At 40.7% G+C, this 24482-nt stretch carries 23 protein-coding genes; 1 reads left to right on the top strand and 22 read right to left on the bottom strand.

Annotated elements, in window-relative coordinates; genetic code table 11:
• Window positions 1-79 precede the first annotated feature (79 nt).
• From fabG to ACOZIR_RS03395, 10 genes are all read right to left on the bottom strand, one after another.
• Window positions 80-820, bottom strand: coding sequence for a 3-oxoacyl-[acyl-carrier-protein] reductase (gene fabG, locus ACOZIR_RS03440; protein ID WP_045290168.1), 741 nt, complete (start codon window positions 818-820; stop codon window positions 80-82).
• A 1-nt stretch (window position 821) separates the two neighbouring features.
• Window positions 822-1766, bottom strand: a complete 945-nt coding sequence (gene fabD, locus ACOZIR_RS03435; RefSeq protein WP_045290170.1) for an ACP S-malonyltransferase — start codon at window positions 1764-1766, stop codon at window positions 822-824.
• Window positions 1767-1769: 3 nt separating this feature from the next.
• A complete protein-coding gene (plsX, locus tag ACOZIR_RS03430) occupies window positions 1770-2774 on the bottom strand; it encodes a phosphate acyltransferase PlsX (protein ID WP_340141715.1) in 1005 nt (334 codons plus the stop codon).
• Window positions 2775-2794: 20 nt separating this feature from the next.
• Window positions 2795-3358 carry a transcription factor FapR gene (gene fapR / locus ACOZIR_RS03425; RefSeq protein WP_013058909.1) on the bottom strand — a complete coding sequence of 188 codons (564 nt, stop codon included), beginning with the start codon at window positions 3356-3358 and terminating at the stop codon, window positions 2795-2797.
• 445 nt (window positions 3359-3803) lie between these two features.
• A complete protein-coding gene (gene recG, locus ACOZIR_RS03420) occupies window positions 3804-5852 on the bottom strand; it encodes an ATP-dependent DNA helicase RecG (RefSeq protein ID WP_340141714.1) in 2049 nt (682 codons plus the stop codon).
• Window positions 5845-6732: an L-serine ammonia-lyase, iron-sulfur-dependent, subunit alpha gene (gene sdaAA, locus ACOZIR_RS03415; RefSeq protein WP_014458410.1), complete on the bottom strand. Its 888-nt coding sequence runs from the start codon at window positions 6730-6732 to the stop codon at window positions 5845-5847. Before sdaAA ends, recG begins: the two co-directional genes overlap by 8 nt.
• A 98-nt stretch (window positions 6733-6830) precedes the next feature.
• A complete protein-coding gene (gene sdaAB / locus ACOZIR_RS03410) occupies window positions 6831-7493 on the bottom strand; it encodes an L-serine ammonia-lyase, iron-sulfur-dependent subunit beta (protein WP_028411448.1) in 663 nt (220 codons plus the stop codon).
• A gap of 212 nt (window positions 7494-7705) precedes the next feature.
• On the bottom strand, window positions 7706-8734 hold the full coding sequence (locus ACOZIR_RS03405; protein WP_045290172.1) for a PTS sugar transporter subunit IIC: 1029 nt from the start codon (window positions 8732-8734) through the stop codon (window positions 7706-7708).
• Between the two features lie 195 nt (window positions 8735-8929).
• Window positions 8930-10597, bottom strand: coding sequence for a DAK2 domain-containing protein (locus ACOZIR_RS03400; protein ID WP_045290173.1), 1668 nt, complete (start codon window positions 10595-10597; stop codon window positions 8930-8932).
• A gap of 16 nt (window positions 10598-10613) precedes the next feature.
• Window positions 10614-10976, bottom strand: a complete 363-nt coding sequence (locus ACOZIR_RS03395) for an Asp23/Gls24 family envelope stress response protein (protein ID WP_013058913.1) — start codon at window positions 10974-10976, stop codon at window positions 10614-10616.
• A gap of 314 nt (window positions 10977-11290) precedes the next feature.
• On the opposite strand from ACOZIR_RS03395, the gene rpmB reads away from it, so the two are divergent.
• The gene (rpmB, locus tag ACOZIR_RS03390) at window positions 11291-11479 is read left to right on the top strand and encodes a 50S ribosomal protein L28 (protein ID WP_013058914.1); all 189 of its coding nucleotides are present in this window, start codon (window positions 11291-11293) and stop codon (window positions 11477-11479) included.
• A gap of 57 nt (window positions 11480-11536) precedes the next feature.
• Here the strand turns inward: rpmB and spoVM are convergent, their stop codons facing one another.
• The 12 genes from spoVM to coaBC all read right to left on the bottom strand — a co-directional run bounded on the left by spoVM (window position 11537) and on the right by coaBC (window position 24362).
• On the bottom strand, window positions 11537-11617 hold the full coding sequence (gene spoVM, locus ACOZIR_RS03385; protein ID WP_016765421.1) for a stage V sporulation protein SpoVM: 81 nt from the start codon (window positions 11615-11617) through the stop codon (window positions 11537-11539).
• Window positions 11618-11696: 79 nt separating this feature from the next.
• Entirely contained in the window at window positions 11697-12344 is a 648-nt protein-coding gene (locus ACOZIR_RS03380) for a thiamine diphosphokinase (protein ID WP_045290175.1), read from the bottom strand.
• Window positions 12345-12460: 116 nt separating this feature from the next.
• On the bottom strand, window positions 12461-13117 hold the full coding sequence (gene rpe, locus ACOZIR_RS03375) for a ribulose-phosphate 3-epimerase (protein ID WP_013058916.1): 657 nt from the start codon (window positions 13115-13117) through the stop codon (window positions 12461-12463).
• Between the two features lie 2 nt (window positions 13118-13119).
• Entirely contained in the window at window positions 13120-14001 is an 882-nt protein-coding gene (rsgA, locus tag ACOZIR_RS03370) for a ribosome small subunit-dependent GTPase A (RefSeq protein ID WP_045290176.1), read from the bottom strand.
• 13 nt (window positions 14002-14014) lie between these two features.
• Window positions 14015-16060 (bottom strand): Stk1 family PASTA domain-containing Ser/Thr kinase, encoded by a 2046-nt coding sequence (gene pknB, locus ACOZIR_RS03365; protein ID WP_045290251.1) that lies wholly within the window; start codon window positions 16058-16060, stop codon window positions 14015-14017.
• 5 nt (window positions 16061-16065) lie between these two features.
• Complete coding sequence (locus tag ACOZIR_RS03360; RefSeq protein WP_045290177.1) at window positions 16066-16809, bottom strand: Stp1/IreP family PP2C-type Ser/Thr phosphatase; 744 nt, start codon at window positions 16807-16809, stop codon at window positions 16066-16068.
• Between the two features lie 4 nt (window positions 16810-16813).
• The gene (gene rlmN, locus ACOZIR_RS03355; RefSeq protein ID WP_028411453.1) at window positions 16814-17905 is read right to left on the bottom strand and encodes a 23S rRNA (adenine(2503)-C(2))-methyltransferase RlmN; all 1092 of its coding nucleotides are present in this window, start codon (window positions 17903-17905) and stop codon (window positions 16814-16816) included.
• Between the two features lie 2 nt (window positions 17906-17907).
• Window positions 17908-19248 carry a 16S rRNA (cytosine(967)-C(5))-methyltransferase RsmB gene (gene rsmB, locus ACOZIR_RS03350; RefSeq protein ID WP_045290179.1) on the bottom strand — a complete coding sequence of 447 codons (1341 nt, stop codon included), beginning with the start codon at window positions 19246-19248 and terminating at the stop codon, window positions 17908-17910.
• Entirely contained in the window at window positions 19241-20179 is a 939-nt protein-coding gene (gene fmt, locus ACOZIR_RS03345) for a methionyl-tRNA formyltransferase (RefSeq protein ID WP_045290181.1), read from the bottom strand. Before fmt ends, rsmB begins: the two co-directional genes overlap by 8 nt.
• 10 nt (window positions 20180-20189) lie before the next feature.
• Entirely contained in the window at window positions 20190-20663 is a 474-nt protein-coding gene (gene def / locus ACOZIR_RS03340; RefSeq protein ID WP_013084828.1) for a peptide deformylase, read from the bottom strand.
• Window positions 20664-20733: 70 nt separating this feature from the next.
• Window positions 20734-23148, bottom strand: a complete 2415-nt coding sequence (gene priA, locus ACOZIR_RS03335; RefSeq protein WP_310878431.1) for a primosomal protein N' — start codon at window positions 23146-23148, stop codon at window positions 20734-20736.
• Window positions 23145-24362: a bifunctional phosphopantothenoylcysteine decarboxylase/phosphopantothenate--cysteine ligase CoaBC gene (coaBC, locus tag ACOZIR_RS03330; protein ID WP_045290190.1), complete on the bottom strand. Its 1218-nt coding sequence runs from the start codon at window positions 24360-24362 to the stop codon at window positions 23145-23147. Before coaBC ends, priA begins: the two co-directional genes overlap by 4 nt.
• Window positions 24363-24482: the final 120 nt, after the last annotated feature.

Here is a 24482-nt window from a genome sequence, read left to right as displayed (position 1 = left end):
ATAATAAAGTTTATCGGTCGCCTAGTAAACGTCCCTTTGTACTTTATCACCAAAATACACTTTTCGTAAAGTGCATTTTTTACATCACCATTCCGCCGTCAACGTGAATCGTTTGACCCGTAATATAACGGCTTGCATCTGATGCTAAAAACGCAACTGCGTTCGCAACATCCTCTGGCTGGCCGAAGCTTGCAAGAGGAATTTGCTTTAACATTTCCGCCTGCACTTCTTCATTCAATTTATCCGTCATGTCTGTTGCAATGAAACCAGGAGCAACTGCATTCACTGTAATATTGCGGCTTGCTAATTCTTTGGCAGTTGTTTTTGTTAAACCAATCACGCCTGATTTTGCTGCTACATAATTTGCTTGTCCAGCATTACCGCTGACGCCGACAATTGATGAAATATTAATGATGCGTCCTGCGCGCTGCTTCATCATTTGACGAGTAACGGCTTTTGTACACAAAAATACGCCTTTTAAGTTTGTATTAATAACATCATCCCATTCGTCTTCTTTCATACGCATAAGAAGATTATCACGTGTGATGCCCGCATTGTTCACTAAAATATCTACTGAACCAAATGTAGAAATCGCTTCTTTTATCATTGCTTGTACAGAATCACTTTCTGCTACATTTGCTTGTACAGCAATTGCATCCGTTCCTAATCCTTTAATTTCGTCCACAACTTCAAGAGCTTTCGCTTCGCTGCCAGAATAGTTTACAACTACTTTAGCACCAAGCTTTCCCAGCTCAACTGCAACGGCACGACCAATTCCGCGAGAAGCGCCTGTTACAACCGCAACTTTCCCTTGTAACATGTTATTCTCCCCCTTTTAGTGCGTCAATCGTTGATTTTAATGATGTAAGATCATTAACAGCATAAACAGCCGCACGGCGATTTACTTTTTTCACAAGACCTGATAATACTTTTCCTGGTCCAATTTCAACAAATGTATCTACACCTTCTGCAAGAAGCGTCTCAACTGTTTCTTCCCATCTCACTGGAGAATACAGTTGTTCCACTAGCTTGTTTTGAATATCTTGACTGTCAGTAACCGGCTTTGCTGTTACATTTGCTATGACTGGAACTTTCGCATCGCTAAAGCCCACTGTTTCTAGCGTATCACGTAATTTTTCGGCAGCTGGCTTCATTAAACTAGAGTGGAACGGACCGCTTACCACTAGAGGAATCACGCGTTTTGCACCTTTTTCTTTGGCAAGAGCTCCAGCTTTTTCTACGCCATTTACCGTACCTGAAATAACAATTTGACCCGGACAGTTAATATTTGCAAGCTGAACAGCGTCGCCTTCGCTTGTAATTTGAGCGGTAACAGCTTCTAAATCTTCCGCTGACATGCCAAGCACTGCTGCCATTGTACCTTGACCTGCTGGCACAGCTTCATCCATATAGCGACCTCTTTTGTGGACAGCAACAACAGCATCTTTAAACGATAAAGCCTCAGCAGCCACAAGCGCACTGTATTCTCCTAGACTGTGACCCGCAACAAAATCGGGTGTAATTCCGCTCGTTTTAAATGCTTCAAGAAGCATTGTACTCGTTGTTAAAAGAGCAGGTTGAGCGTAATAAGTTAAAGTCAATTCTTCTTGAGGGCCTTCAAAAATAATGTTTGAAAGACTGAATCCTAAAGCTTCGTCCGCTGTATGAATCAGCTTTTTCGCTTCCTCTGTTCCATCATATAAATCTTTTCCCATACCAACAGTTTGTGACCCTTGGCCTGGAAAGATAAAAGCAATTTTCCCCATTTCTTATCTCTCCTTTTCTTCATTCGCAGTTTGTTCGATTGCTTTTTGAATAGTGGAGGACACATTGTTTTCCACCATATTCACAGCTTGCTTAATCGCGCTAAATACTGCATTCGCATCCGACGAACCGTGCGCTTTGATAACAGGCGCATGCAATCCAAACAGCCCTGCTCCTCCATATTCACTGTAATCCATTTTCGCTTTTAACCCCTGCAGCTGAGGCTTTAGCACCGCTGCGGCTAACTTGCTTTTTAACGTGCTCATTAATTCTTGTTTAATCATTGAAAACAAGGAAAGCGCCGTTCCCTCAATGCTCTTAAGAGTCATATTCCCTGTAAAACCATCTGTTACAACCACATCCGCTACGCCGTTTAGCAAATCACGGGATTCCACGTTGCCTACAAAATTGAGATCAGCGTTTTTTAGTAGCTGAAAAGCTTGTTTTGTTAAGTCATTTCCTTTTTTATCCTCAGTTCCAATGTTCAACAGTCCCACTCTAGGAGCTTGAATGCCGCGTACTTTTTCGGCATACACAGACCCCATCACAGCATACTGGAGCAAATGTTCAGGCTTGGCATCAACGTTTGCACCAACGTCTAGCATTAAAAAGCCTTTTCCATCTAGTGTCGGAAGCGTCGGAGCAAGTGCTGGACGCTCAATGCCTTTGATGCGACCTACAATAAAAAGTCCCGCTGTCATTAACGCACCTGTATTTCCTGCTGAAATACAAGCGTCAGCACGACCTTCGACTACTTCATTTGCCATTAATACCATAGATGCTTGTTTTTTACGGCGCACAGCTCGCACTGGCTCATCAGTTGCATCAATGGTTTCTTCTGTATGAATAATCGAAATACGATCTGAATTCGTTAAATACTTTTTTATTTCTGATTCGTTTCCAATTAACGTAATATGTAATTCTTTAAATTGAGCAGTAGCTTTTTCTACACCTTCAATAATGGCTTTCGGTGCATGATCTCCGCCCATTGCATCAATAGCTAGTTTCATGTTGCGTCTCATCCTTTTTATTATTTATCCTTTGTAGAACGATACATTTTAAAAGTGCCAGAGAACACTTGCTCTTGTCCTACATAGCTGTTTACCTCAACGGTGGTTCGCACTTCACTAGTTGACAGAACTTTCGCTTTTGCTATCACTCGTTCATGAAGCTTAACAGGGCGATGATAACGGATCGACGCATCTGCTGTGAGCGCTAGTTCGTTGTTAATAACAGCGACAGCTAACGAATTAGCTTGCGCAAAAAGGTGGTGACCACGAGCAATTTGATTACGCTGAAACACATGCTCTGTTTTCACATCAAAAATAGATATCGCTGATTGATCTAGTTCAATGTCGATAACTTCTCCAATTACTTCTTCAATCGGAAGCGAACGCACTTCCTCGTCTAGTTGTTTTGAAGCTACATGCTTAATACGTTCTCGCAGTTCAGGAATCGACAACTCTAGGCGGTCTAATCGAATTGTTTGAACGCTCACTGAAAAACGGTCTGCTAGTTCTTCATCCGTAATAAATGGGTTTTCTTCAATTGTCGTTTTTAATAGCTGCTGTCTTTCTTTTTTACTGCGCTTCATTGTCCACCATCCGAACTTTTAATACTAGGTACTAATAGCAGTATATAATCATTACCTTCTAATTGCAACATTTTTCACATGCTGTATTCTGTGCATTGACGTCGTATTAATGGCCACCAGCCACTAACTCTTTCACTCTAAGCCGCTTTTTATCTTTATAGACGAAAAGAGATTGAGACATAACTAAATCACTTCAATCTAAAGATGAACAAATGGGATAAAGAAGCTTGTATAGATTGCTTGTTACATCGCTGCTGATTTCCGTGCAAGACTTCGCTTTCCTCGGGCAGCCGGTGACCCTCCTCGTCCCTTACACTCAACAGTTAGAAGCACCTATATACCATCATATACACGGAATCTACGTTCATCATCACAAGAAAAAAATCCGAACGATTGATCGTTCGGATTTCCCTTCAACTAAAATACTTTGTTTCAGTCTCTTTTATTAATCAAACTTTTCTCCAGTTAATACGCCCGTTGCTTCTAATTGTATTCTCAGCAGTGCAAACTGATCTTCTGTCCAAAAGCTGTCGGAATTTACAAGCTTAGCAGCATCTTCTCGAGCTACTTCAAGCGCACGGTAATCGTGCACCATATCAGCTACTTTAAACTCAGGCATTCCGCTTTGTTTTCTACCAAAGAAATCACCAGGCCCACGAAGCTCTAAGTCTCTTTCTGATAATACAAATCCATCGTTTGTTTCCGTCATAATGGTCATTCGTTCTTTTCCAACTTCTGATTTCGGATCCGCGAGCAGAATACAATACGACTGTGCATCTCCTCGCCCTACGCGCCCTCTTAGCTGATGAAGCTGTGATAACCCAAAGCGCTCTGCATCGTAAATGACCATCACAGTTGCATTCGGTACGTTCACTCCTACTTCTACAACCGTTGTCGATACTAAAATCTGCACGTCATTTACGCTAAACTGTTTCATCACTTCTTCTTTTTCATCAGGTGACAATCTTCCGTGCATGAGACCAACGCTTGCTTTTCCATTAAAGTAGTGAGTGAGTGTTGCATGCACATCAATTGCATTTTGAACATCCAGCTTGTCCGATTCTTCAATCAATGGACAAATAACGTAAGCTTGTCTGCCGTCATGTATTTCTTTTTCAACAAAATGTAAAATACGTTCCAGCATGTCATGTTTTACCCAGTACGTTTCAATGGCCTTACGCCCTGCTGGCATTTCATCAATAATGGACACATCCATTTCTCCAAACACCGTAATAGCAAGGGTTCTTGGAATAGGAGTGGCCGTCATAAACAGTACATCCGGACTCTCTCCTTTTTCACGTAAAACCCGACGCTGTCCAACTCCAAAGCGGTGCTGTTCATCCGTAATGACGAGCCCTAAACTATTATATATAACTTCATCTTGAATTAAGGCATGTGTACCTACTAATACATGAACATCTCCGTCTTTCACTCGCTGAAGCAGCTCTCTTCTTGCTTTTCCTTTAACAGATCCTGTTAGCAGGCCTACGCTGATGCCTACCTTTTCAAGCATCGCAGTTAATGACTCAGCATGCTGTTCAGCTAAAATTTCAGTCGGTACCATTAAAGCACCTTGATGTCCCGCTAAAACAGTAGCGTATAAAGCAACCGCTGCTACGACTGTTTTACCTGACCCTACATCACCTTGCAGCAAACGATTCATGCGATAAGGCGATTTCATATCGTGCGTAATTTCGTTTACTACACGTTTTTGAGCGCTTGTTAACGGAAAAGGCAGCAAGTTCGTGAAGTTTACCAGCTCAGTTGAATCAAAAGCTTGCTTCATTCCAGGCGTTTCTTCTCTTTCGCGCTTTCTCAGCGCCTGCATTTTTAATTGAAAAAGTAGAAATTCTTCATAGACAAATCGACGTCTTGCTTGTTTTAAATCTTCATGATCACGAGGTAAGTGAATACTTCTAACCGCTTCTTCACGCGTTACTAGTTTGTACCTAGAACGAATAGAGGCCGGGAGCATATCCTGAATGCTGCTGCCATAATTCTTCAACGCAAGAGAGATGAACTTCCGCATTCCTTTGACCGTTAAGCTGCCTTTAACTGAGTAAACAGGCTCAATCGTTTGATTTTTAACAAACGGAGAAAATTGAAGCTCCTGCAAGTTAATCGTTTGCCGATGCTGATCCCATTTCCCCGTAACCGTAACAGTTTGATCGATTTCTAACTTTGATTTATAGTAAGGGCGATTAAAACAAGTAACCGTAATCAAATAGCGGTTTACTAGCAGCCGAAACGTAAGGCGCGAACGTTTTTTTCCGTAATACGTAAGCGAGGGGACGCTGTGAACCTTTCCTTCTACGGTGACCTTTTCGTCGTGCTTTGCTTCAGCCAAATCTTTTAACTCATAATCTTCATAGCGGTATGGGAAATGTTCTAACAAGTCATGCACACTGTGAATATGCATATCCTCTAATGCTTGTGCTGTTTCATCTCCAATACCTTTAATGGTTTTAATTGAAATAGTTGTTAGTTCATTCACTTTTATTTAATGCAATACCAAAGATCTTCGCTTCAAGCTCGCGACCTGTTGGTGTTGCCGCTAAGCCTCCTTGTGCAGTTTCTCGTAATGCAACCGGCATCGTTTGACCAATTTTATACATAGCATCAATGACTTCATCACATGGAATACGACTCGTAATGCCTGCTAAGGCCATATCTGCTGCAATCATTGCATTCGCCGCTCCCATTGCGTTTCGTTTCACACATGGAACTTCTACTAGCCCCGCTACTGGGTCACATACTAATCCTAGCATATTTTTGAGAGTAATTGCCATTGCTTCAGCTGCCTGACTCGGTGTACCTCCTGCCATTTCAACAATCGCTGCAGCTGCCATTCCTGAAGCTGAACCAACTTCTGCTTGACATCCGCCTGCTGCTCCTGAAATAGACGCATTATTGGCTACAACAAACCCAAAAGCACCTGATGTAAATAAAAATTCAATCATTTCTTTACGAGTTGGGTTTAGCTTATTTTGCACTGCAAACAGCGTTCCTGGCACTACCCCCGCAGATCCAGCAGTAGGCGTTGCACAGATTGTCCCCATTGCCGCATTTACTTCGTTTGTCGCTACAGCTTTGCTGACTGCATCTAAAATTAAATTTCCAGATAAAGATTTTCCACTTTGAATATAGTTTTGAAGCAGCACTGCATCTCCGCCTGTTAAACCTGTAACAGACTGTACCCCTTTTAAACCGCGTTCAACCGCTTCTTCCATAACCGTTAAGTTCCGATCCATTTTTTCCATGATTTCTTCACGAGTAACTCCCGTGATATCTATTTCCTGTTGAATCATAATCTCTGCAATTTTTACATTTTGACTTTCTGCTAATTCTACTAGTTCTGCTACGTTTCGAAACATAGTAACCTCCGCTATTATTCTGTCTTATTTTCACTTTAGAATCATCTATAACCACTCGGCTCCAGTTATTCTCTCAAGCCGTTCCTATTCGCTCTATCCTACTCAACCATTCTTGTTACTTGGATAATATGAGGCAATGTTTTTAACTCTTCAATTACATCATCTTCAATATTCGTATCCATTTCAATTGCCATAAGCGCTACTTCGCCGCGCTCTTTGCGAGATACTTCCATATGTCCGATATTAATTGAATGTTTCATCAAAATATTTGTAACGGTCGCAATGGCACCAAACCGGTCATTATGCACAACGAGAATAGCTGGATTCATGCCTGATAAATTTAATTCAAATCCGTTCAGCTCCGTAATTTGAATTTTTCCTCCGCCAATTGAAATTCCAACAACTTCAATTTCCTTTAATCCGTCGCTCATTTTGATGCGAGCAGTATTCGGATGATCGGTGATTGCCGCTTCCTCAACAAATGTGACGTCGATTCCTTCTTTTTTAGCCAAGTCCAAAGACTCCGGAATACGCTGATCGAATGTATCAAAATCTAAAATACCGCCAATCAACGCTACGTCTGTTCCGTGCCCTTTATACGTTTGAGCAAAAGAACCGTATAATGAAACCACAACTTTTGTCGGCTGCTTGCCAAAAAGTGTTCGGGCAACGCGTCCAATACGCGCTGCACCAGCCGTATGTGAGCTAGATGGTCCAATCATGACCGGACCAATAATATCAAAGACAGATTTATATTTCATAAGGATTTTCCCCCTGCTATTTAGACATTGTTATTACTTATATGTTACTTGAGCTTTTGACTTTTTGGAAGCTTTGTTTCACGCTCTTAAAAAATTTAAAAATTCTCATTTTTATTAGAGATTCACGCAAAAAAATAGCGGTGTATTTATCCATAAAAATAGGATAAGCACACCGCGTTTTTTGCTATATTATACAGGAAAAGATGAATTGTTTAAGCTGCTTCTTGCTCGGAAGCTACATCGTCTACTGTTTTAATTTTAAAGTTTTTAAAAACAACTGAACCTATAAACCCAGCTAATGCTCCCGCTAGTGCACAAAGTACTGCACAAATTGTGACCTTCACAGGGTCATTAAACCCAAACATCACTGCAAGTCCTGCGATTGGCGTTGCCGTGCCTGCAGCATCATTTACCAATCCGAACAGAGCCACAACCACACCGGCTAGTGCACCTCCAACAAAGTTTGTAATGTAGATAGGAATCGGATTTGCTGAAATAATATTCGCTTGTGTTAAAGGTTCAACTGCAACTGAAATGGTTGTACGGCGATCCCCAATTTTTAATCGATCAAACAGCACATAGTTCATGAAAGAAGAACCAAACACAGCAAGAGCTCCAATCGCCATAGGCAATCCCGTTAACCCTAGCATAGCCGTTAAAGCCATTGAGCTAAGCGGAGCCGTTGCTACTACTGTAATAACTCCCCCTAAAATAATTCCCATCAAAATAGGGCTAGCACTTGTTGTATCTTTAATAATTCCTCCAATATTTAAAAGAGTCGCATCTACAATAGGTGAGAATGCATTACCAATTAATCTTGTTAAAGGTGCTGCAATTAAGATGTTGCCTAATAAGTCTAGACCAGCAGGTGCCTTTTTCTCAATAAATTTCACTACAAATGCCATGAGGTATCCCGCAAAAAATCCAGGGAGCAAGCCTAGCCCTGAACACACCACCCCCATCATAAGAGCATATACTGGGGATACTCCTAACGCCAAAGCAACTAGTGCAGCTGCTGCAACTCCTCCCATTCCTCCTGCAGCCTTTCCAACTTCACCTAAGAATGAAATACCTAGTAAATCTCCTCCTACATATGACTGAAAGGCTTCTACGAGAAACGCAGCTACCGCTCCGCTTGCCAGAGCCCCCATTGCTTTCATGCCATAAGGTGCCTTGTTGCTAAACAACCAAAATAAAAATAAAACTAATAATAATAAACCTGTTCCTTTTAAAATATCCACTGTTGCCTCTCCTCTCATGCTGTTTTCTTTCACATTTGACTCAATCAGTTTTCAAAACTACCATACAAACGGGTTCTTTTCAACTAATATACCTAATATGACGAACGATTACAACATATAAAAATAAAATAGTTCGTATTTAACTTAAAAAACACAAAAAAGAAGCGCCCCTTGAGAGGAGTGCTTCTTTTTTTGTTATTCAATTGCAAAAATGTAAGAATATAAAGGTTGATCTCCTTTATGAAGCTCTACCTCAACTTCTTCAAACATTTCTTCTACAAACGATGTTAGCGCTTCAGCTTCATCGTCTGAGACATCCTCTCCTTGAAGAATCGTAAGGATTTCCGCTTCGTCATCAATCATATAAGTCAATAGCTTTTTCGCTGCTTCCAATTTCTCTGAATCTTTTACGACGATTTTCTTTTCGGCAATACCCATAAAATCGCCTTTAGCTAATTCAAGACCATCAATATTTGTATCGCGAACTGCATACGTTACTTGTCCTGTTTTTACGTGCTGCAGAGCTTCTGTCATTACTTCCTCGTTTTCTTTTAAGCTTTGCTGAGGATTAAATGATAGCAGCGCTGTCATTCCTTGAGGAACCGTTTTAGACGGGACAACCGAAACGTGACTGCCGGCAACAGCAGCAGCTTGGTTAGCAGCCATCACAATATTTCCGTTATTAGGTAAAATCAGTACCTGTTCAGCATTGGTTTCTTCAATCGCTTTGACAATATCCTCTGTACTTGGATTCATTGTTTGTCCGCCTTCAATGACAACCGTTGCCCCAAGGCTCTTGAACAATTCAGCAATTCCTTTTCCCATTGATACAGTAACAATGCCAAAGGGCTGTTTCTCAGCCTTTTTTACTGCAGGCTTTTCTTCATCTGAAACGATGCTGCTATGCTGTTCTCTCATGTTTTCAATCTTCATTTTAATTAAACTTCCATATTGCTGCCCGTAGTTTAACACTTCTCCAGGATGCTCGGCGTGAATATGAACTTTCACAATTTCATCATCAGATACTACAAGCAATGAGTCGCCCCATTTACTTAAATCTTGGCGAAACGTTTCTTCAGAAAATGTTTTAGCCGCGGGCTTATCCTCTTCCAGCCTTACCATAAATTCTGTACAATAGCCAAATTCAATATCTTCTGTATTCATATGGCTTTGCGCATGCTTATGATGCTCAGCATTTACAAGTTCATTCATCGAAGGAGCTGACATGGGTACACCCGGAAGTTTTTCACCTTTTAATTCAGCTAAAAACCCTTCATAAATTAAAACAAGCCCTTGACCTCCGCTATCCACTACGCCTACTTCTTTTAACACGGGTAAAAGATCTGGCGTGCGATTTAACGAAGCATTAGCTTCCTTAAGTACTTCTTCCATGAACAGAATCATATCAGATTGCTTTTTAGCAACAGCCGCTGCTTTTTTAGCAGTATCCTTAGCTACTGTTAAAATGGTTCCTTCGATTGGTTTCATAACAGCTTTATAAGCAGTTTCTACACCAAGCTCAAGAGCTTCAGCAAACTCAACTGTTGTAATCATTGACTTTTGCTCAACCGATTTCGCAAAACCGCGGAATAATTGAGATAAAATAACTCCTGAATTACCGCGCGCCCCCATCAATAAGCCCTTAGACAAAGCTTGACTCACTTGGCCGATATGATCAGATAGTTTATTTTTTACTTCTTTAGCACCAGACGTAATCGATAAGTTCATATTTGTTCCAGTATCACCATCTGGTACAGGAAAAACGTTCAGCGCATCTACATAATCTGCATTGTTAGATAGATGCTGGGCTCCTTGAAGCACCATTTCTCTAAACCGCTTTCCGTCCAACGTTGTCATTGACACGAATCTTCCTCCTTAATTAAACGTTCGTTACACGAACACCCTGCACATAAATATTTACTGAATCAACCGTTAGACCAACCGTTTGTTCCAGTGTGTATTTTACTTTTGTTTGCACATTATGAGCAATTTCAGAAATTTTTGTTCCATAGCTTACGATAATGTACATGTCGATATGTACGTCATCCTCTTCTTGTCTTACCACAATACCTCGTGTAAAGTTTTCTTTGCGAAGAATTTCTGTAAGACCATCTTTAAGCTGATTTTTTGAAGCCATTCCGACAATCCCGTAACAATCAACAGCTGCTCCTCCAGCAATTGTTGCAATTACATCTGTAGAGATATCAATTTGACCATACTTCGTTTTCATTTCGATGGACATACTCGTTCCCCTTTCTACTTTCATAGGTTATAAATATTCTACTATAATCAATCTCGTTTTAAAAGAGGCGTCCAGCTTGTCCCTTTTAAAGATGACAGTATCAGGTATCAACTTGTCTTAAAATTAAGTAATAGCCAAGTTATACCTATTTCTACTCTCTATATTATTGAACATAGATTCATTTTATATGTCAAGGAAAATTTCTTGAAAGCTTTTCTCCAGAACTATTGCATTCTCTTTAAGGCTGTGATAAATTAATATAGTATTTCTCAAAACAGAATTGAGTAGTTTTTTTGGTGTTAGGAGGGAAAATCATGGCACGCAAATGTGTAGTAACTGGTAGAAAAGCTCGTTCAGGTAACGCACGTTCTCACGCAATGAACGCTACTAAGCGTAAATGGGGTGCTAACGTTCAAAAAGTACGTATCTTAGTGAACGGTAAACCAAAACGTGTGTACGTTTCAGCTAGAGCCCTTAAGTCTGGTAAAGTTCAACGCGTTTAATCTTTATAATGAAAAAGCACCATATTTTATGGTGCTTCTTTTATTATTCCGGCGCTGTTAATCTTTTTTAAACGAATTAAGCATGACCTTTACGATGCCACCTAAAAACTTTGGAAGTTTGATTGTATAGAATTTCATACTGTCCCTCCTAACCGTCTCCACACTTTATCTCCTTTTAAAGAAAGCCCTATATCCGGCTCTCATTTTCCATACTTCATCACAAGCAACGTTTATCATTGCTTCTTACCATCATTAATATGCCTTTTGTAAATGAAAAAGTACCTCTTTGTTGAATAAGTTCATTGCTAATACATAAAGTTGAGCCGAGTTCTACTTCATGCTTATTGAGCGGATATTTGAAACCTTCTAGCGTAAGCTCTTTTACACCTCCTGCAAAAGGAACGAATGAAATATAGTGAAACTCCTTTAAACGATCAACATGATAAGTGCCTGGTTCAAACAATTGAATGACGTTTTGATTGTCAATCATTTGTACATTCGCTTTCTTTTTTAACCCTTTGTACAGGAGCTGAATGCTTCCAAACATGTGGTCAAGCCTTCCACCTGTTGCTCCAAAGATACAAATACTGTCCGGTTTTTGCTCTATTGCCCACTCAAAAGCAAGTTCCAAATCCGTTGCATCTTTTTCCGCAGGATACAATTCAACATCTTGTAATGCTTCTCTCACTAGCTTAAGCTGCTCATCTGTAATGGAATCAAAATCTCCGAATGCTTTTACAGGCAAAATGTCTTGTTGAAGAAGAAGGAATACGCCGCGGTCTACTCCTACCCACTTTACATCATTTGATTGGTGCAGGAGTGGCATATGTTCATCCGGTCCCCCTGCTAGAATATGAATTTTCATTATGTATATGCTCCTTTTCTATTAAAAAATGAACGAAATCAATATGTTTTCTTTATCCTAAAAGAAAAAGCTGCTGTGTACAAGTTCTACCCGTTGTACACAGCAGCTTTTATTACTTACGCTTGGACAGTTGTGCGAATTTGACTGATTGCGCCAGCTCGATCTTCTTGATTGTAAATAGCTGAGCCAGCCACTAAAACATTTGCTCCTGCTTCCACACATTTTCTTGCTGTTTCTTCATTAATTCCTCCATCAACCTCTACTTCAATAGAAAGGTGACGAATTTCAATAAGCTGAGAGATTTGCTCAATTTTCGGCAGTACACTTGGAATGAAGTTTTGTCCTCCAAAGCCTGGGTTCACCGTCATTAATAAAATAAGATCGATATCTTCTAAGATATGCTTCACCACGTCAATTGGCGTTGCAGGATTTAAAGCAACACCTGCTTTCATGCCGTGCTCTTTAATTAATTGAATGGTGCGGTGCAAATGAGTACACGCTTCAGCATGTACCGTTAAAATATCAGCACCTGCCTTTGCAAACATTGGAACGTATTGATCTGGGTTTTCAATCATTAAATGTACATCTAATGGCAGTGTTGTGACAGGGCGTACAGCCTCAACGATAAGCGGTCCAATTGTAATATTAGGAACAAAGTGGCCATCCATAACGTCTATATGGATGTAGTCTGCTCCACCTGCTTCAACTTCACGAATTTCTTCAGCAAGCTTTGAAAAATTGGCAGATAAAATGGAAGGTGCGATTTTTGTCATTTTTAATACCTCGGCTTTCTTTGCTTAATTTCCTCAACAAATTGCAAGTAATGTTCGTAGCGATAACTCGGAATTTCTTTTTGTTCGTATGCTTCTTTCACCGCACATTTTGGTTCTTTCACATGCAAACAACCTCGAAATTTACACTGTTCACTCAAACGCGACATTTCAGGAAAACAATCGGTTAACTCTTCTACTTCTAACGTTAAAAATTCCAGTGAGCTAAAGCCTGGCGTATCGGCTACTAACCCTTCACCAAACGAAATCAGTTCTACGTGACGTGTTGTATGCTTTCCTCTTCCAAGTGACATTGAAATATCATTTGTCTTTAACTCAAGCTCTGGTTTAAGTGTATTTAACAGTGAAGATTTACCTACACCTGACTGTCCGGCAATAACCGTTACGCGATCTTCAAATAACGGCTGAATTTGTTCCATGCCTTTTTCTGTGACTGTCGACGTTAAAATGACCTCATATCCTATTTTACGATATTCTTCGGCATATTGCTCGATTTCTTGCTTTTGCTGCTGTGATAAAAGATCTACTTTTGAAATACAAATAATAGGTTCAATATGATTAGACTCCACTAACACTAAAAATCGGTCAAGAAGCATTGTGCTAAAATCAGGTTCAATCGCTGAAAAAACAAGCAGCGCCTGATCAACATTTGAAATAGGGGGACGAACTAATTCATTTTTACGTTCTTTAATTTCAAGTATATATCCTTCAAGCTTATTTTCCGCCTGAAATACTACATTGTCACCGACTAAAGGCGTTACCTTCTTTTTACGAAAAACACCTCGTCCTCGACATTGCGTTACTTGTCCGTCATGAAGAACATAATAAAATCCGCTAAGGGATTTAATAATTCTTCCTTCTGGCATAACCTCACTCCTATCACTCTGGATATTCAACGTCTTTTTCTTCAATAACTTCCCCGTCTCGGACAATTTTATAAGACGCTTTTTCATTTTCATCAACTAAAACATCGAATGATTCTTTTGTTGTTTCAGTAATCGTTAGTTCTTTAGCAGGAACCGACATATCGTTATCTGCATCTTCGATATAAATTTGTACTTTTTGCGGCTTCGGCTTTTCCTCTTGTGTTTCGGTGACATCGCCTGTTTCCGTTGCGTCGCCTTCTTCCGTACTTGCTTCGGTGTCAGCCTCTTCTTTATACGGAATAGTCACATCCACTGACACCGTTTGAGGAGCTTTTGGCTCTTTGCCCATTGAGACCGTAATGCTGAGCTTATCACCTTGCTCGATACTCTGCTCCGCTGCAGGCTTTTGAGACATCACAAGACCTTTTTCAACGGTGTCGGAATACGCGGTTTTCACGTCCACTTCGATATCTTCATCTGATGCATAATCTTTTACGCTTTTTTCCGTCCAGCCCGAGAAATCCTTTAATGTAATCTTCGGCGGACCTTTACTTACCCATAGCGTAACCGTTGTATCTTCGGGCACGACTTGTTCGGTTTCTTTAGGCGTCTGATCTGTAATATTGCCTTTTGGCTCTGTGCTTTCAACTTCGATGGATTGGATATCTTTATAATTCTGCTTTTCTAACAGACTCTTTACTTCCGTAAAGCTTCTTCCAATGTACCGGTTAAATGCTTCTTTTTTCTTTCCTGTACTTCGATAAATAATGACGTTAGATCCTTCTTTGATAACGTCTCCCGCTTCTGGCATCGTTTTAACCACGTCGCCTTCTTCCACTTCATTATCGGATATATCTTTAGGATTCTTCACTTTAAAGCCTAAAGAAACTAAATCGGTTACTGCTGATTCATAATCTTGATTATGTAAATCAGGAACCTTTACGTCTTTTGGCAGTAATAAAGCCGGAATAAATGTAACGGCGGCTACGCTAGCAGCTGCCAGCAGCAAAAAAATTAAAACAAGCGTTACAATCAGCTTGCTTTTGCCTTTTTTCTTTTTCTTCTTTTTTTTCTTAGGCTTTAATTCTTCTTCCTCTTGTTCTTCACGCTCTAAGTGAGGTGGTTTTCTCACAGGTACATGCGTTTCTTCAGATTCAACAAAATCCTCCTTAATAACTGGAATGGCTTTTGTCACTTCTTCATCATCAGGCACCGTAAACCTTTGTTCATTATAACGATTTGGATGAACAGCAGACTGTAAATCCGCTTCGAGTTCTTCGACGGAACTGTATCGGTAAAATGGATCTTTAGTTGTTGCTTTTAATACAACATTCTCCACGCTTTGAGGGATAGATGGATTCCACCTTTTTGGAGAAGGTGTTTCTGTCTGTAAATGTTTTAATGCAATTGACACAGCCGATTCCCCAGAAAAAGGGACTCGACCTGTTAGCAATTCAAATAGGACGATGCCAAGCGAATAAATATCAGAACGCTTATTCGCAAGCCCTCCCCTTGCCTGTTCAGGAGATAAATAATGAACAGAGCCCAAAACAGAATTAGTATGCGTAATTGTTGTAGAACTTAGTGCTACGGCAATGCCGAAGTCAGTAACTTTAATGGTATCATCATGATCAATTAAAATATTTTGAGGCTTAATATCCCGGTGAATAATTCCGTACTGATGAGCATGGGCAATAGCTGATGTAATCTGCGTCATAATATGTATGGCTTTATCAAGAGATAATGGTGATTCTTGCAGAATGTATTGCTTTAATGTCATACCCGGTACATATTCCATGATGATATAGTAAATATCTTCTTCTTCTCCAACATCATAAATGCTGACAATATTAGGATGAGCAATACTCGTAGCAGATTGTGCTTCTCGATGGAAACGCTTTATAAACGCATCGTCACTTGCAAAGTCTAAGCGAAGCACTTTAATTGCCACATCACGATCCAAAATCATGTCGCGACCTAAATAGACGTTTGCCATTCCGCCTCCACCAATTACTTGCAATACCTTATAACGGTCGTTTAGCCGTCTACCTATTAGCAACACTCTCACCCACTTTCAGATGTAAAGTCCACAATTGCAAGTGTAATATTGTCTTCTCCACCAAGCTCATTTGCTAATTGAATCAGGCTCGTACCCTTTTCGTGAAGTGATGAACTTGTTGATAACGTTTCGTTCAGCTTTTGTTCCGTTACCTTATTTGTCAGTCCATCTGAACATAATAATAATCGATCTTCTTTTTCCACTTCAATTGTTTTTACATCTAAACTAACATTTTCTTCGGTACCTAGTGCTCGCAATAAGATATTTTTTCGTGGATGATGCTCAGCATCTTCTTTTGTGATTTGACCATTTTTTACGAGTTCATTCACAAGAGAATGATCTTCTGTTACTTGTTGAAATCCATATTCATTGGAAATATAGCACCTGCTGTCTCCTATATTCCCAATCGCACAAAACGTATCGGCGCATAAAGCAAGTACAACTGTCGTACCCATGCCTTTACACTCTTCATGCTCCTGAGCATACTGATAAATATCTTGATTAATTTGTGAAACATGCGTACGAATCCACTGGGTCGCCTCATCAGGAGACGTTACTTTGTCCGCTTCTTCCCACGCTATTTGCAATTTTTGAACCGCCATCTCACTGGCGATGTCGCCAGCTCGATGACCTCCCATACCATCAGCCACAATTGCAAGCAGCTGATTGTGTTGGTTCAAAAATACCCCTCCGTTATCTTCATTGTGTTGTCTAACTCTCCCTCGGTCTGTCATGAAGACAGTTGCCATACAATCACCTCGTCTCTTCTTTACGCTCCTTCGCACGTAATTGGCCACAAGCTGCATCGATATCATGACCTTGCTCACGTCGAATAGTCACGTTAACGCCACGCTTTTTAAGCGTACGTTCAAATGCAAAAATCTGTTCACGCGGTGTACGAACATAATCACGCTCAGGCACATAGTTTACCGGAATCAAGTTCACGTGACATTTAACGTCTTTAATCAAATCCGCTAATTCCTCCGCATGCTCTACTTGATCGTTTACTCCTCCGAATAGACCATACTCAAAGCTAATACGTCTTCCCGTTTTATCCGTATAATATTTAATGGCTTCCATCAAATCAGGAAGTTTATACGCACGGTTAATCGGCATTAAGCGTGAGCGGATGTCATTGTTTGGAGCGTGAAGTGAAATCGCAAAATTGATTTGCATTTTTTCATCAGCAAACTTATAGATTTTCGGAATGATTCCACTTGTCGATACCGTGATATGACGTGCACCAATATTTAATCCATCATCACTGTTAATTGTTTTTAAGAAGCGCATCATTTCATCATAGTTATCAAACGGCTCCCCAATACCCATAATTACGACAGAGCTCACGCGTTCTCCTTGTTCATCTAGCGCTTTTTGTACTTTTACTACTTGCGCTACGATTTCTCCAGCTTCTAAGTTACGCTTTAAACCTCCAAGAGTAGACGCACAGAACGTACAGCCGATGCGACATCCAACTTGAGTCGTTACGCAGACAGAATTTCCGTATTCATGACGCATAAGCACTGTTTCAATCGTATAACCGTCATGAAGTTCGAATAAAAACTTCATCGTGCCGTCTCCAGACGTTTGCTGAACGACTGTTTTTAATGTCGTTAGTGCAAATTTGTCTTTTAATTGTTCACGTAACCCTTTAGATAAGTTTGACATATCGTCAAAGTCCGTTACGCGTTTAACATATAACCAGTCAAAAATTTGTTTAGCACGGAACTTCTTATCACCATGTTCCACTAACCAATTTTCTAGGTCGTGCATTTCTAATGAATAAATAGATGGTTTTTGCGTTTTTTCTTCTGCTTTTGCTTTTCTTTTAGCTACTTCTTCCATTTTTACACCTTCTTCTGTAAACATGCAATATAAAATCCATCGCTTTGTGCATCTGGCAGCAATTGAATTTCACCATGTTCTACGTTTTGTTTAAGCTTTTGCGGCATGCGTGCAGCAAGCGTTTCGTCTTTTTGAAAATCAGCATGATCTGCTAAAAATGCTGCTACAACATCCCCATTTTCATCCCGGTCAATTGTACATGTACTATATACAAGGGTCCCACCTTTTTTTAATAAAGGCGCAACCGCATTTAAAATATCTTGTTGAATACGCGCCAGCTGCTTTACATCCTGCTCAGTTTTTGTATATTTCAAATCAGGTTTACGTCTCATCACACCAAAACCTGAGCACGGAGCATCTACTAAAATGCGGTCAAACATCTCTTTATCAAACTGTTCGCCGGCTTTGCGGCTGTCTTGAACCGTCGGCTCAATATTGGTAAGATGCAGACGCTCTGCCTGCTGGGCAATCAGCTTTACTTTATGGTCATGAATGTCCAAGGAAATAACTTTACCACTGTTTTTAAGCTGCTCTGCAATATGAGTTGATTTTCCTCCCGGTGCAGCACAGCTGTCTAAAATCAGCTCTTCTGCCTCTGTACCTAGCGCATGAGCTACTAACATAGAGCTTTCATCTTGAACGGTAAACATTCCTTCACGAAATGCTTGTGTATGAGCTGCATTTCCTTTTTGAACTTCTAGCGCTTCTTCTACAAAATGGCCTGGTTCTACAACAATACCTTCTTTTTCAAGCGCTTCTTTTACTTCATTTTGCGTAAAGCGTGCACTGTTTACTCGGATTGTTTGTTTAGGGGCCATTAAATTAGCTAAACAGATTCCGCGTGTTTTGTCCAATCCATATTGTTCCACCCAGCGTTTTACAAGCCATACTGGATGACTCGTTTCGATTGCCAAGCGTTCCACAGGATTTTGTATTTCGTCTAAAGAAGGCGTGCCGCTGCGCTGAATATTTCGTAAAACGCCGTTTACCATCGAGGCAATTCCTTTGTGACCTCGTTTTTTAGCAATTTCTACTGCTTCATGAAGGATTGCCCGGTCAGGTACCCGGTCTAAATACATCATCTGATAAAGAGATAAACGAAGCAGCACTCGCACCCAAGGCTGAAGTTTTTTGGGATTTTTCAAGAAAGGGGCTAACCCGTAATCTAACGTATCGCGTCTTTGAATCGTTCCATACACAATTTCCGTTAACAGCCCTGCATCTTTCCCTTGAATACCACGTTTTTGTATACTGTTATTTAACAATAAATTGCTGAATGCTTGATTTTTTTCAATAGCTAGTAAAATATCTAAAGCTATGTCTCGAACGTTGTACTTACTCATTGACATCCCCTAATACTGTTCCGACTTCAACAGATGTACCTCGTAAATACTGCGCTGCATCCATACGTTTTTTTCCAGCCGGCTGAAGTTCCGTCACTTTAATAGCTGTTTCATTTCCAGTTGCTACTACAAATCCGTCCTCTTCAAGTGATAAAACGGTACCCGGTTTGCCTGATGCGGATACTTTCTCTCCCCACCAAATTTTCATGACTTGACCGTCTGCTGTTGTATAAGCAACGGGCCAAGGATGAAGTCCGCGGATATGGTTATAAATTTCTTCTCCTGTACGGGCCCAATCAATTTTCTCTTGTTCACGCTTAATATTAGAAGCAAATGTCGCTTCATCATCGTTTTGTTTAACCGGCGTAATTTCACCTTTCACAAGAGAAGGAATGGTTTCTGAAAGCAATTTTGCACCAGCCGCGCTGAGTTTATCATGAAGTGTGCCCACGTGATCACGTTCTTCAATCGGAACTTCTACCTGTGTTAAGATATCACCTGCATCTAATTTTTCTACCATATACATAATTGTAACACCAGTTTTCGGCTTACCTTGTAGAATTGAATAGTGAATCGGCGCGCCTCCGCGCAGTTCAGGTAACAGAGAAGCATGCACGTTAATACAGCCGTATTTAGGCGCTTCTAAAATAGGAGTTGGTAAAATTTGACCAAAAGCCGCTGTTACAATTAGGTCAGGCTCATACGCTAACACTTGCTGATATTCTTCTTCTAAACGAATCTTTTCTGGCTGCAGTACAGGTATTTCATGTTTTAACGCCTCCACTTTTACAGGAGGAGGTGTTAATACGCGCTTGCGTCCTTTTGGTCGGTCCGGCTGTGTAACCACTGCGACCACTTCATATCCATCTTTAAGTAATGTTTGTAAAACCGGCACTGAAAAATCCGGCGTTCCCATAAATACGACTTTCATCGTGTAAAACCTACCCTTCTAGTTCATCCTCTTCGTAATACTTTGTTACTTTTTCCGTGAACAATACGCCGTGTAAATGATCAATTTCATGTTGAATTGCTCGTGCTAAAAAACCTTTTGCTTCTATAAAATAAGGTTTTCCTTTACGGTTTTGCGCACGCACTTTCACATAATCAGCTCGAGCCACGTCACCAAAAAGGCCCGGAAAACTTAGGCAGCCTTCTGGACCGATTTGTTCGCCTCGTTGCTCAATAATTACCGGATTAATTAACTCAATTTTACCGTGTCGGTCGTCCACGTCTACCACTGCCACTTGCTGCAGCACTCCTACTTGAGGAGCAGCTAGACCCACACCGTCTGCTTCAAGCATTAAATCATACATGCCGTTTAGTAATTTCGCTAATTTATTATCAAAGTTTTTAACGACTTCACACTCTTGTTCAAGTACTTCATTAGGATGGTAAACAAGCTTAAGCTTAGCCAAATAGGCACCTCCTTTATTCTTTCTATTTATATCCAAAAAGCTTCTTCTTTAACGCCATCAAGACGACTAGTTACATCATCGAGTATGGATTCAAATCAATGGTAATCGTTAAATTTTCTTTCTGCATTTCCGCTTGATAACGTTCTAATATATATTTCAACAGCGGAATCAGGCTTGGTTCCAGCTTGTATTTTAACATGCATTGATAGCGATATCTATCTTTTATCTTAGCAATCGGAGATGCGACTGGCCCTAAGATCGTTGTTTGCGGCGAAAGTTTCTGACGCAGATACTGCGAGATTTTGTCTGTAACAGACACCACTTTTGCAATATTTTCATGAGATACCGTTACAAGCGCCAAGTAAAAGAAAGGCGGATATTTATGCATTTTACGAATTTCCATCTCCTGCTTATAAAACGCATCGTAATCATGCTGACTCGCAAGTTGAATACTGTAGTGCTCAGGCGTGTACGTTTGAATCACTACTTCTCCTGGAAGCTTGTGGCGTCCTGCTCTCCCGCTTACTTGAGTTAAAAGCTGAAACGTTTTTTCAGATGCACGAAAGTCAGGTAAATTCAGCATCGTATCTGCTGTTAAAACTCCTACAAGCGTGACGTTTGGAAAGTCTAGTCCTTTCGCAATCATCTGCGTCCCTAGTAAAATTTGCGCTTCTCCACTTGCAAACTTGTTCAGGAGCTTTTCATGCGCGCCTTTTCGGCTTGTCGTATCAACATCCATTCGAACGACTCTAGCCTCAGGCAGCACTTTTGTTAATTCTTCTTCCACTTTTTGTGTACCAGATCCAAAAAAGCGGATATGTTCGCTGTGGCATTCTGGGCACTCAGTGTGCACATGCTCTTCGTGTCCGCAGTAATGGCATTTTAATTTATTTTGATAGCGGTGATACGTTAGTGAAATTTCACAGTGCTCACATGTCGGAACGTAACCGCAGTCCCTGCACATAACAAAAGAAGAATGACCTCTTTTATTTAAAAATAAAACGATTTGCTCTCCTTTTTCCAAACGGTCTTTCATCTTTTCAAACAGCATAGTCGAAAACATAGAGCGATTGCCGCCGCGAAGCTCTTCTCTCATATCAACAATATCCACCGACGGCATTGATGACTTATTCATTCTTTGCTTTAACGTCAGCAGCTTATACACACCTTTTTGCGCTCTTGCAAAGGACTCAAGCGTTGGCGTTGCACTTCCTAAAATGACGGGACACTGATGATGCTGCCCTCGGTAAATGGCTACATCTCTTGCATGATAGCGGGGGTTTTCTTCTTGTTTATAACTCGTCTCATGTTCTTCATCGATAATAAGAAGGCCCAAGTTTTCAAATGGAGCAAATACAGCAGAGCGGGCCCCTACCACAACGGATACTTCTTTTCGCTGAATTTTTCGCCATTCATCGTATTTTTCTCCAGTAGACAAGCCGCTATGAAGCACAGCAACTTTTGAGCCGAATCGCTCTTTAAAACGCTTGACCATCTGAGGAGTAAGTGAAATCTCCGGAACAAGCATAATCGCTTCTTTCCCTTTTTTTAACACTTGATCAATTGATTGGAGATACACTTCCGTTTTTCCGCTCCCGGTTACTCCGTACATTAAAAACACATCGTGAAGATTTTCTTCGATGTCATGCAGAATTGGTGCGATTGCCTCAGCTTGTTCATCCGTCAATTGAAAAGGCTTTGATGGTGTAAAGTATCGGTCTTGATAAGGATCACGGTATATTTCAATTTCCGTTTCCGCTAAGAGTCCTTTGGTAATCAGCGCTTTTATAGGAGCCGAGGTAATCTGCAAACCTTCCGCTATTTCTTTTATGGCTACTTCTTCATTTCGATCGAGCATAAAAGACAGCACTTGTTTTTGCTTTTCTGCCTGCTTATTTAACTCGCTCATAAACTGCTGAATGTCTTCAAGGCCTTGATTCAGTTTTACGCCTTTTGCCGTTTTTTTGTTTCCTTTGTTTTTCACGACATAGACGACTTCAATTAGACCTTTTTGAATATCACGGTAAAAAGCAGGAGCAGCAGCTGTTTTTTCTACTTCACTCCACTTCAGCGAGGATCTTGACTGAAAAAACGGCTTGACTTGCTCATGAAGCTGTTCGTATGCCTCTTTTGAAAGGAGTGACAGTTCTTTATCATATTTTGCTTTCATCGCCGCAGGCAGCATGACTTGAAAAGCTGATATCATAAAACAAAGCGTTTTTTCGGTTAGCCAGTGCCCAACCTCTAACAGTTCAGGAGTCAGAACCGGCGTTAAATCAAGCAGGTCAGCAATTGGTTTAACACGCTTGACTTCGGCCTCTTCTTTAAGGGCCACCACAAACCCTTGAACTTTTCTAGGACCAAACGGAACGACAACTCGCATACCCGGAACAATAATCCCTTTCCATTTGTCAGGAATAGCGTAGTCAAAAGCACGATCTGTTTGTTTAGCAGCCACGTCCACAATTACACTAGCTACACTCATTTTCTCAGCCCTTCTAACATTTCCTTCACTTCTTTTAACACCTCGGTAGCTACATCGTGTTTTGAAAGAATGGGAAGTTCTTTAGACTCTCCGCTTCGCTTATAGAGCGTCACAATATTTGTGTCCGTCCCAAAACCTGCTCCTTCTGTCGTCACGTTATTGGCTACAATCATATCCAAGTTTTTAGATGCAAGTTTCTTTTGTGCATATTCATCCACTTGTTCTGTTTCTGCTGCAAAGCCGACTAAAAGCTGGTGTTCTTTTCGCTCTCCAAGCGTGCGTAAAATATCTGTTGTTCTCTCTAGCTCTAATACTGCTTCACCAGGCTGCTTTTTCATCTTTTGATCAAACACATGCTTTGGCCGGTAATCTGCCACTGCGGCTGATTTAATGACAACATCTGCTTCATGATAGCGCTGCATAACAGCTTCAAGCATCTGCTGCGCACTTTCAATTTGAACAACCTGGACCCCTTTTGGATACTCTAAATTCGTCGGTCCCGTTACAAGTGTTACCGATGCACCTAACTTAGCAGCTTGTTCTGCAAGGGCATAGCCCATTTTCCCGGTAGAGCGATTGGTGAAAAATCGGACGGGATCAATGCGTTCTACCGTAGGTCCTGCTGTAACCAATACATTAATACCTTCAAGGATTTTTTGTGTATCTGATACTTTGGAAAAATAAGAGCCGATTAGTAAAACAATTGTTTCTGGCTCTTCAAGGCGACCTTTTCCTACATAACCGCATGCCAAATACCCTTCTCCTGGTTCTACAAAAGAGTAACCAAATGATGAAAGAGTGCTCATATTTTTTTTAACAGCGGGATGATCGTACATATGAACATTCATTGCAGGCGCAATCCACACAGGTGCAGTAGCGGCCAGCAGCGTTGTGGAAATCATATCATCTGCAAGACCATTTGCTATTTTCCCTATCATATTAGCCGTAGCAGGAGCCACTAAAATTAAATCGGGCCAATCTGCTAAATCAATATGTGCAATTACAGATGGATCTTTTTCATCAAACGTATCTGTATAAACTGGGTTTCGAGACAGAGCTTGAAACGTAAGCGGCGTTACGAACTCGCGTGCTGAAGCAGTCATCATTACTTTAACTTCCGCTCCTGCTTGTACTAATTTACTTGTTAAAGCTGCGGCTTTATATACGGCGATTCCGCCGCTAACACATAATAAAATTCGTTTTCCCTTCATCATTATGCCCCCATCTATTTATCCCGCTCAACCAGCATCCGCTTGTTTACTCGGGTAACTATCTAAAGCTTTTCAATTCAATTATTATACCATTTTTGTAGTGAGACATTCACTATCCTGCTT

It is taken from the genome of Priestia sp. D3YE.R1, assembly GCF_049199565.1.
Classification (GTDB): Bacteria; Bacillota; Bacilli; order Bacillales; family Bacillaceae_H; genus Priestia; species Priestia aryabhattai.
Note: the sequence above shows the minus strand (reverse complement) of the source record. Positions and strands in the feature narration are given on the sequence as shown.

Bases quoted from the DNA above. Each gene is read 5' to 3' on its own strand.
- fabG (WP_045290168.1), bottom strand. From the start codon at position 820: ATGTTACAAGGGAAAGTTGCGGTTGTAACAGGCGCTTCTCGCGGAATT.
- fabD (WP_045290170.1), bottom strand. From the start codon at position 1,766: ATGGGGAAAATTGCTTTTATCTTTCCAGGCCAAGGGTCACAAACTGTT.
- plsX (WP_340141715.1), bottom strand. From the start codon at position 2,774: ATGAAACTAGCTATTGATGCAATGGGCGGAGATCATGCACCGAAAGCC.
- fapR (WP_013058909.1), bottom strand. From the start codon at position 3,358: ATGAAGCGCAGTAAAAAAGAAAGACAGCAGCTATTAAAAACGACAATT.
- sdaAA (WP_014458410.1), bottom strand. From the start codon at position 6,732: ATGTTTCGAAACGTAGCAGAACTAGTAGAATTAGCAGAAAGTCAAAAT.
- sdaAB (WP_028411448.1), bottom strand. From the start codon at position 7,493: ATGAAATATAAATCTGTCTTTGATATTATTGGTCCGGTCATGATTGGA.
- ACOZIR_RS03395 (WP_013058913.1), bottom strand. From the start codon at position 10,976: ATGTCCATCGAAATGAAAACGAAGTATGGTCAAATTGATATCTCTACA.
- rpmB (WP_013058914.1), top strand. From the start codon at position 11,291: ATGGCACGCAAATGTGTAGTAACTGGTAGAAAAGCTCGTTCAGGTAAC.
- spoVM (WP_016765421.1), bottom strand. From the start codon at position 11,617: ATGAAATTCTATACAATCAAACTTCCAAAGTTTTTAGGTGGCATCGTA.
- ACOZIR_RS03380 (WP_045290175.1), bottom strand. From the start codon at position 12,344: ATGAAAATTCATATTCTAGCAGGGGGACCGGATGAACATATGCCACTC.
- rpe (WP_013058916.1), bottom strand. From the start codon at position 13,117: ATGACAAAAATCGCACCTTCCATTTTATCTGCCAATTTTTCAAAGCTT.
- rsgA (WP_045290176.1), bottom strand. From the start codon at position 14,001: ATGCCAGAAGGAAGAATTATTAAATCCCTTAGCGGATTTTATTATGTT.
- ACOZIR_RS03360 (WP_045290177.1), bottom strand. From the start codon at position 16,809: ATGGCAACTGTCTTCATGACAGACCGAGGGAGAGTTAGACAACACAAT.
- rlmN (WP_028411453.1), bottom strand. From the start codon at position 17,905: ATGGAAGAAGTAGCTAAAAGAAAAGCAAAAGCAGAAGAAAAAACGCAA.
- rsmB (WP_045290179.1), bottom strand. From the start codon at position 19,248: ATGAGTAAGTACAACGTTCGAGACATAGCTTTAGATATTTTACTAGCT.
- fmt (WP_045290181.1), bottom strand. From the start codon at position 20,179: ATGAAAGTCGTATTTATGGGAACGCCGGATTTTTCAGTGCCGGTTTTA.
- priA (WP_310878431.1), bottom strand. From the start codon at position 23,148: ATGAGTGTAGCTAGTGTAATTGTGGACGTGGCTGCTAAACAAACAGAT.
- coaBC (WP_045290190.1), bottom strand. From the start codon at position 24,362: ATGATGAAGGGAAAACGAATTTTATTATGTGTTAGCGGCGGAATCGCC.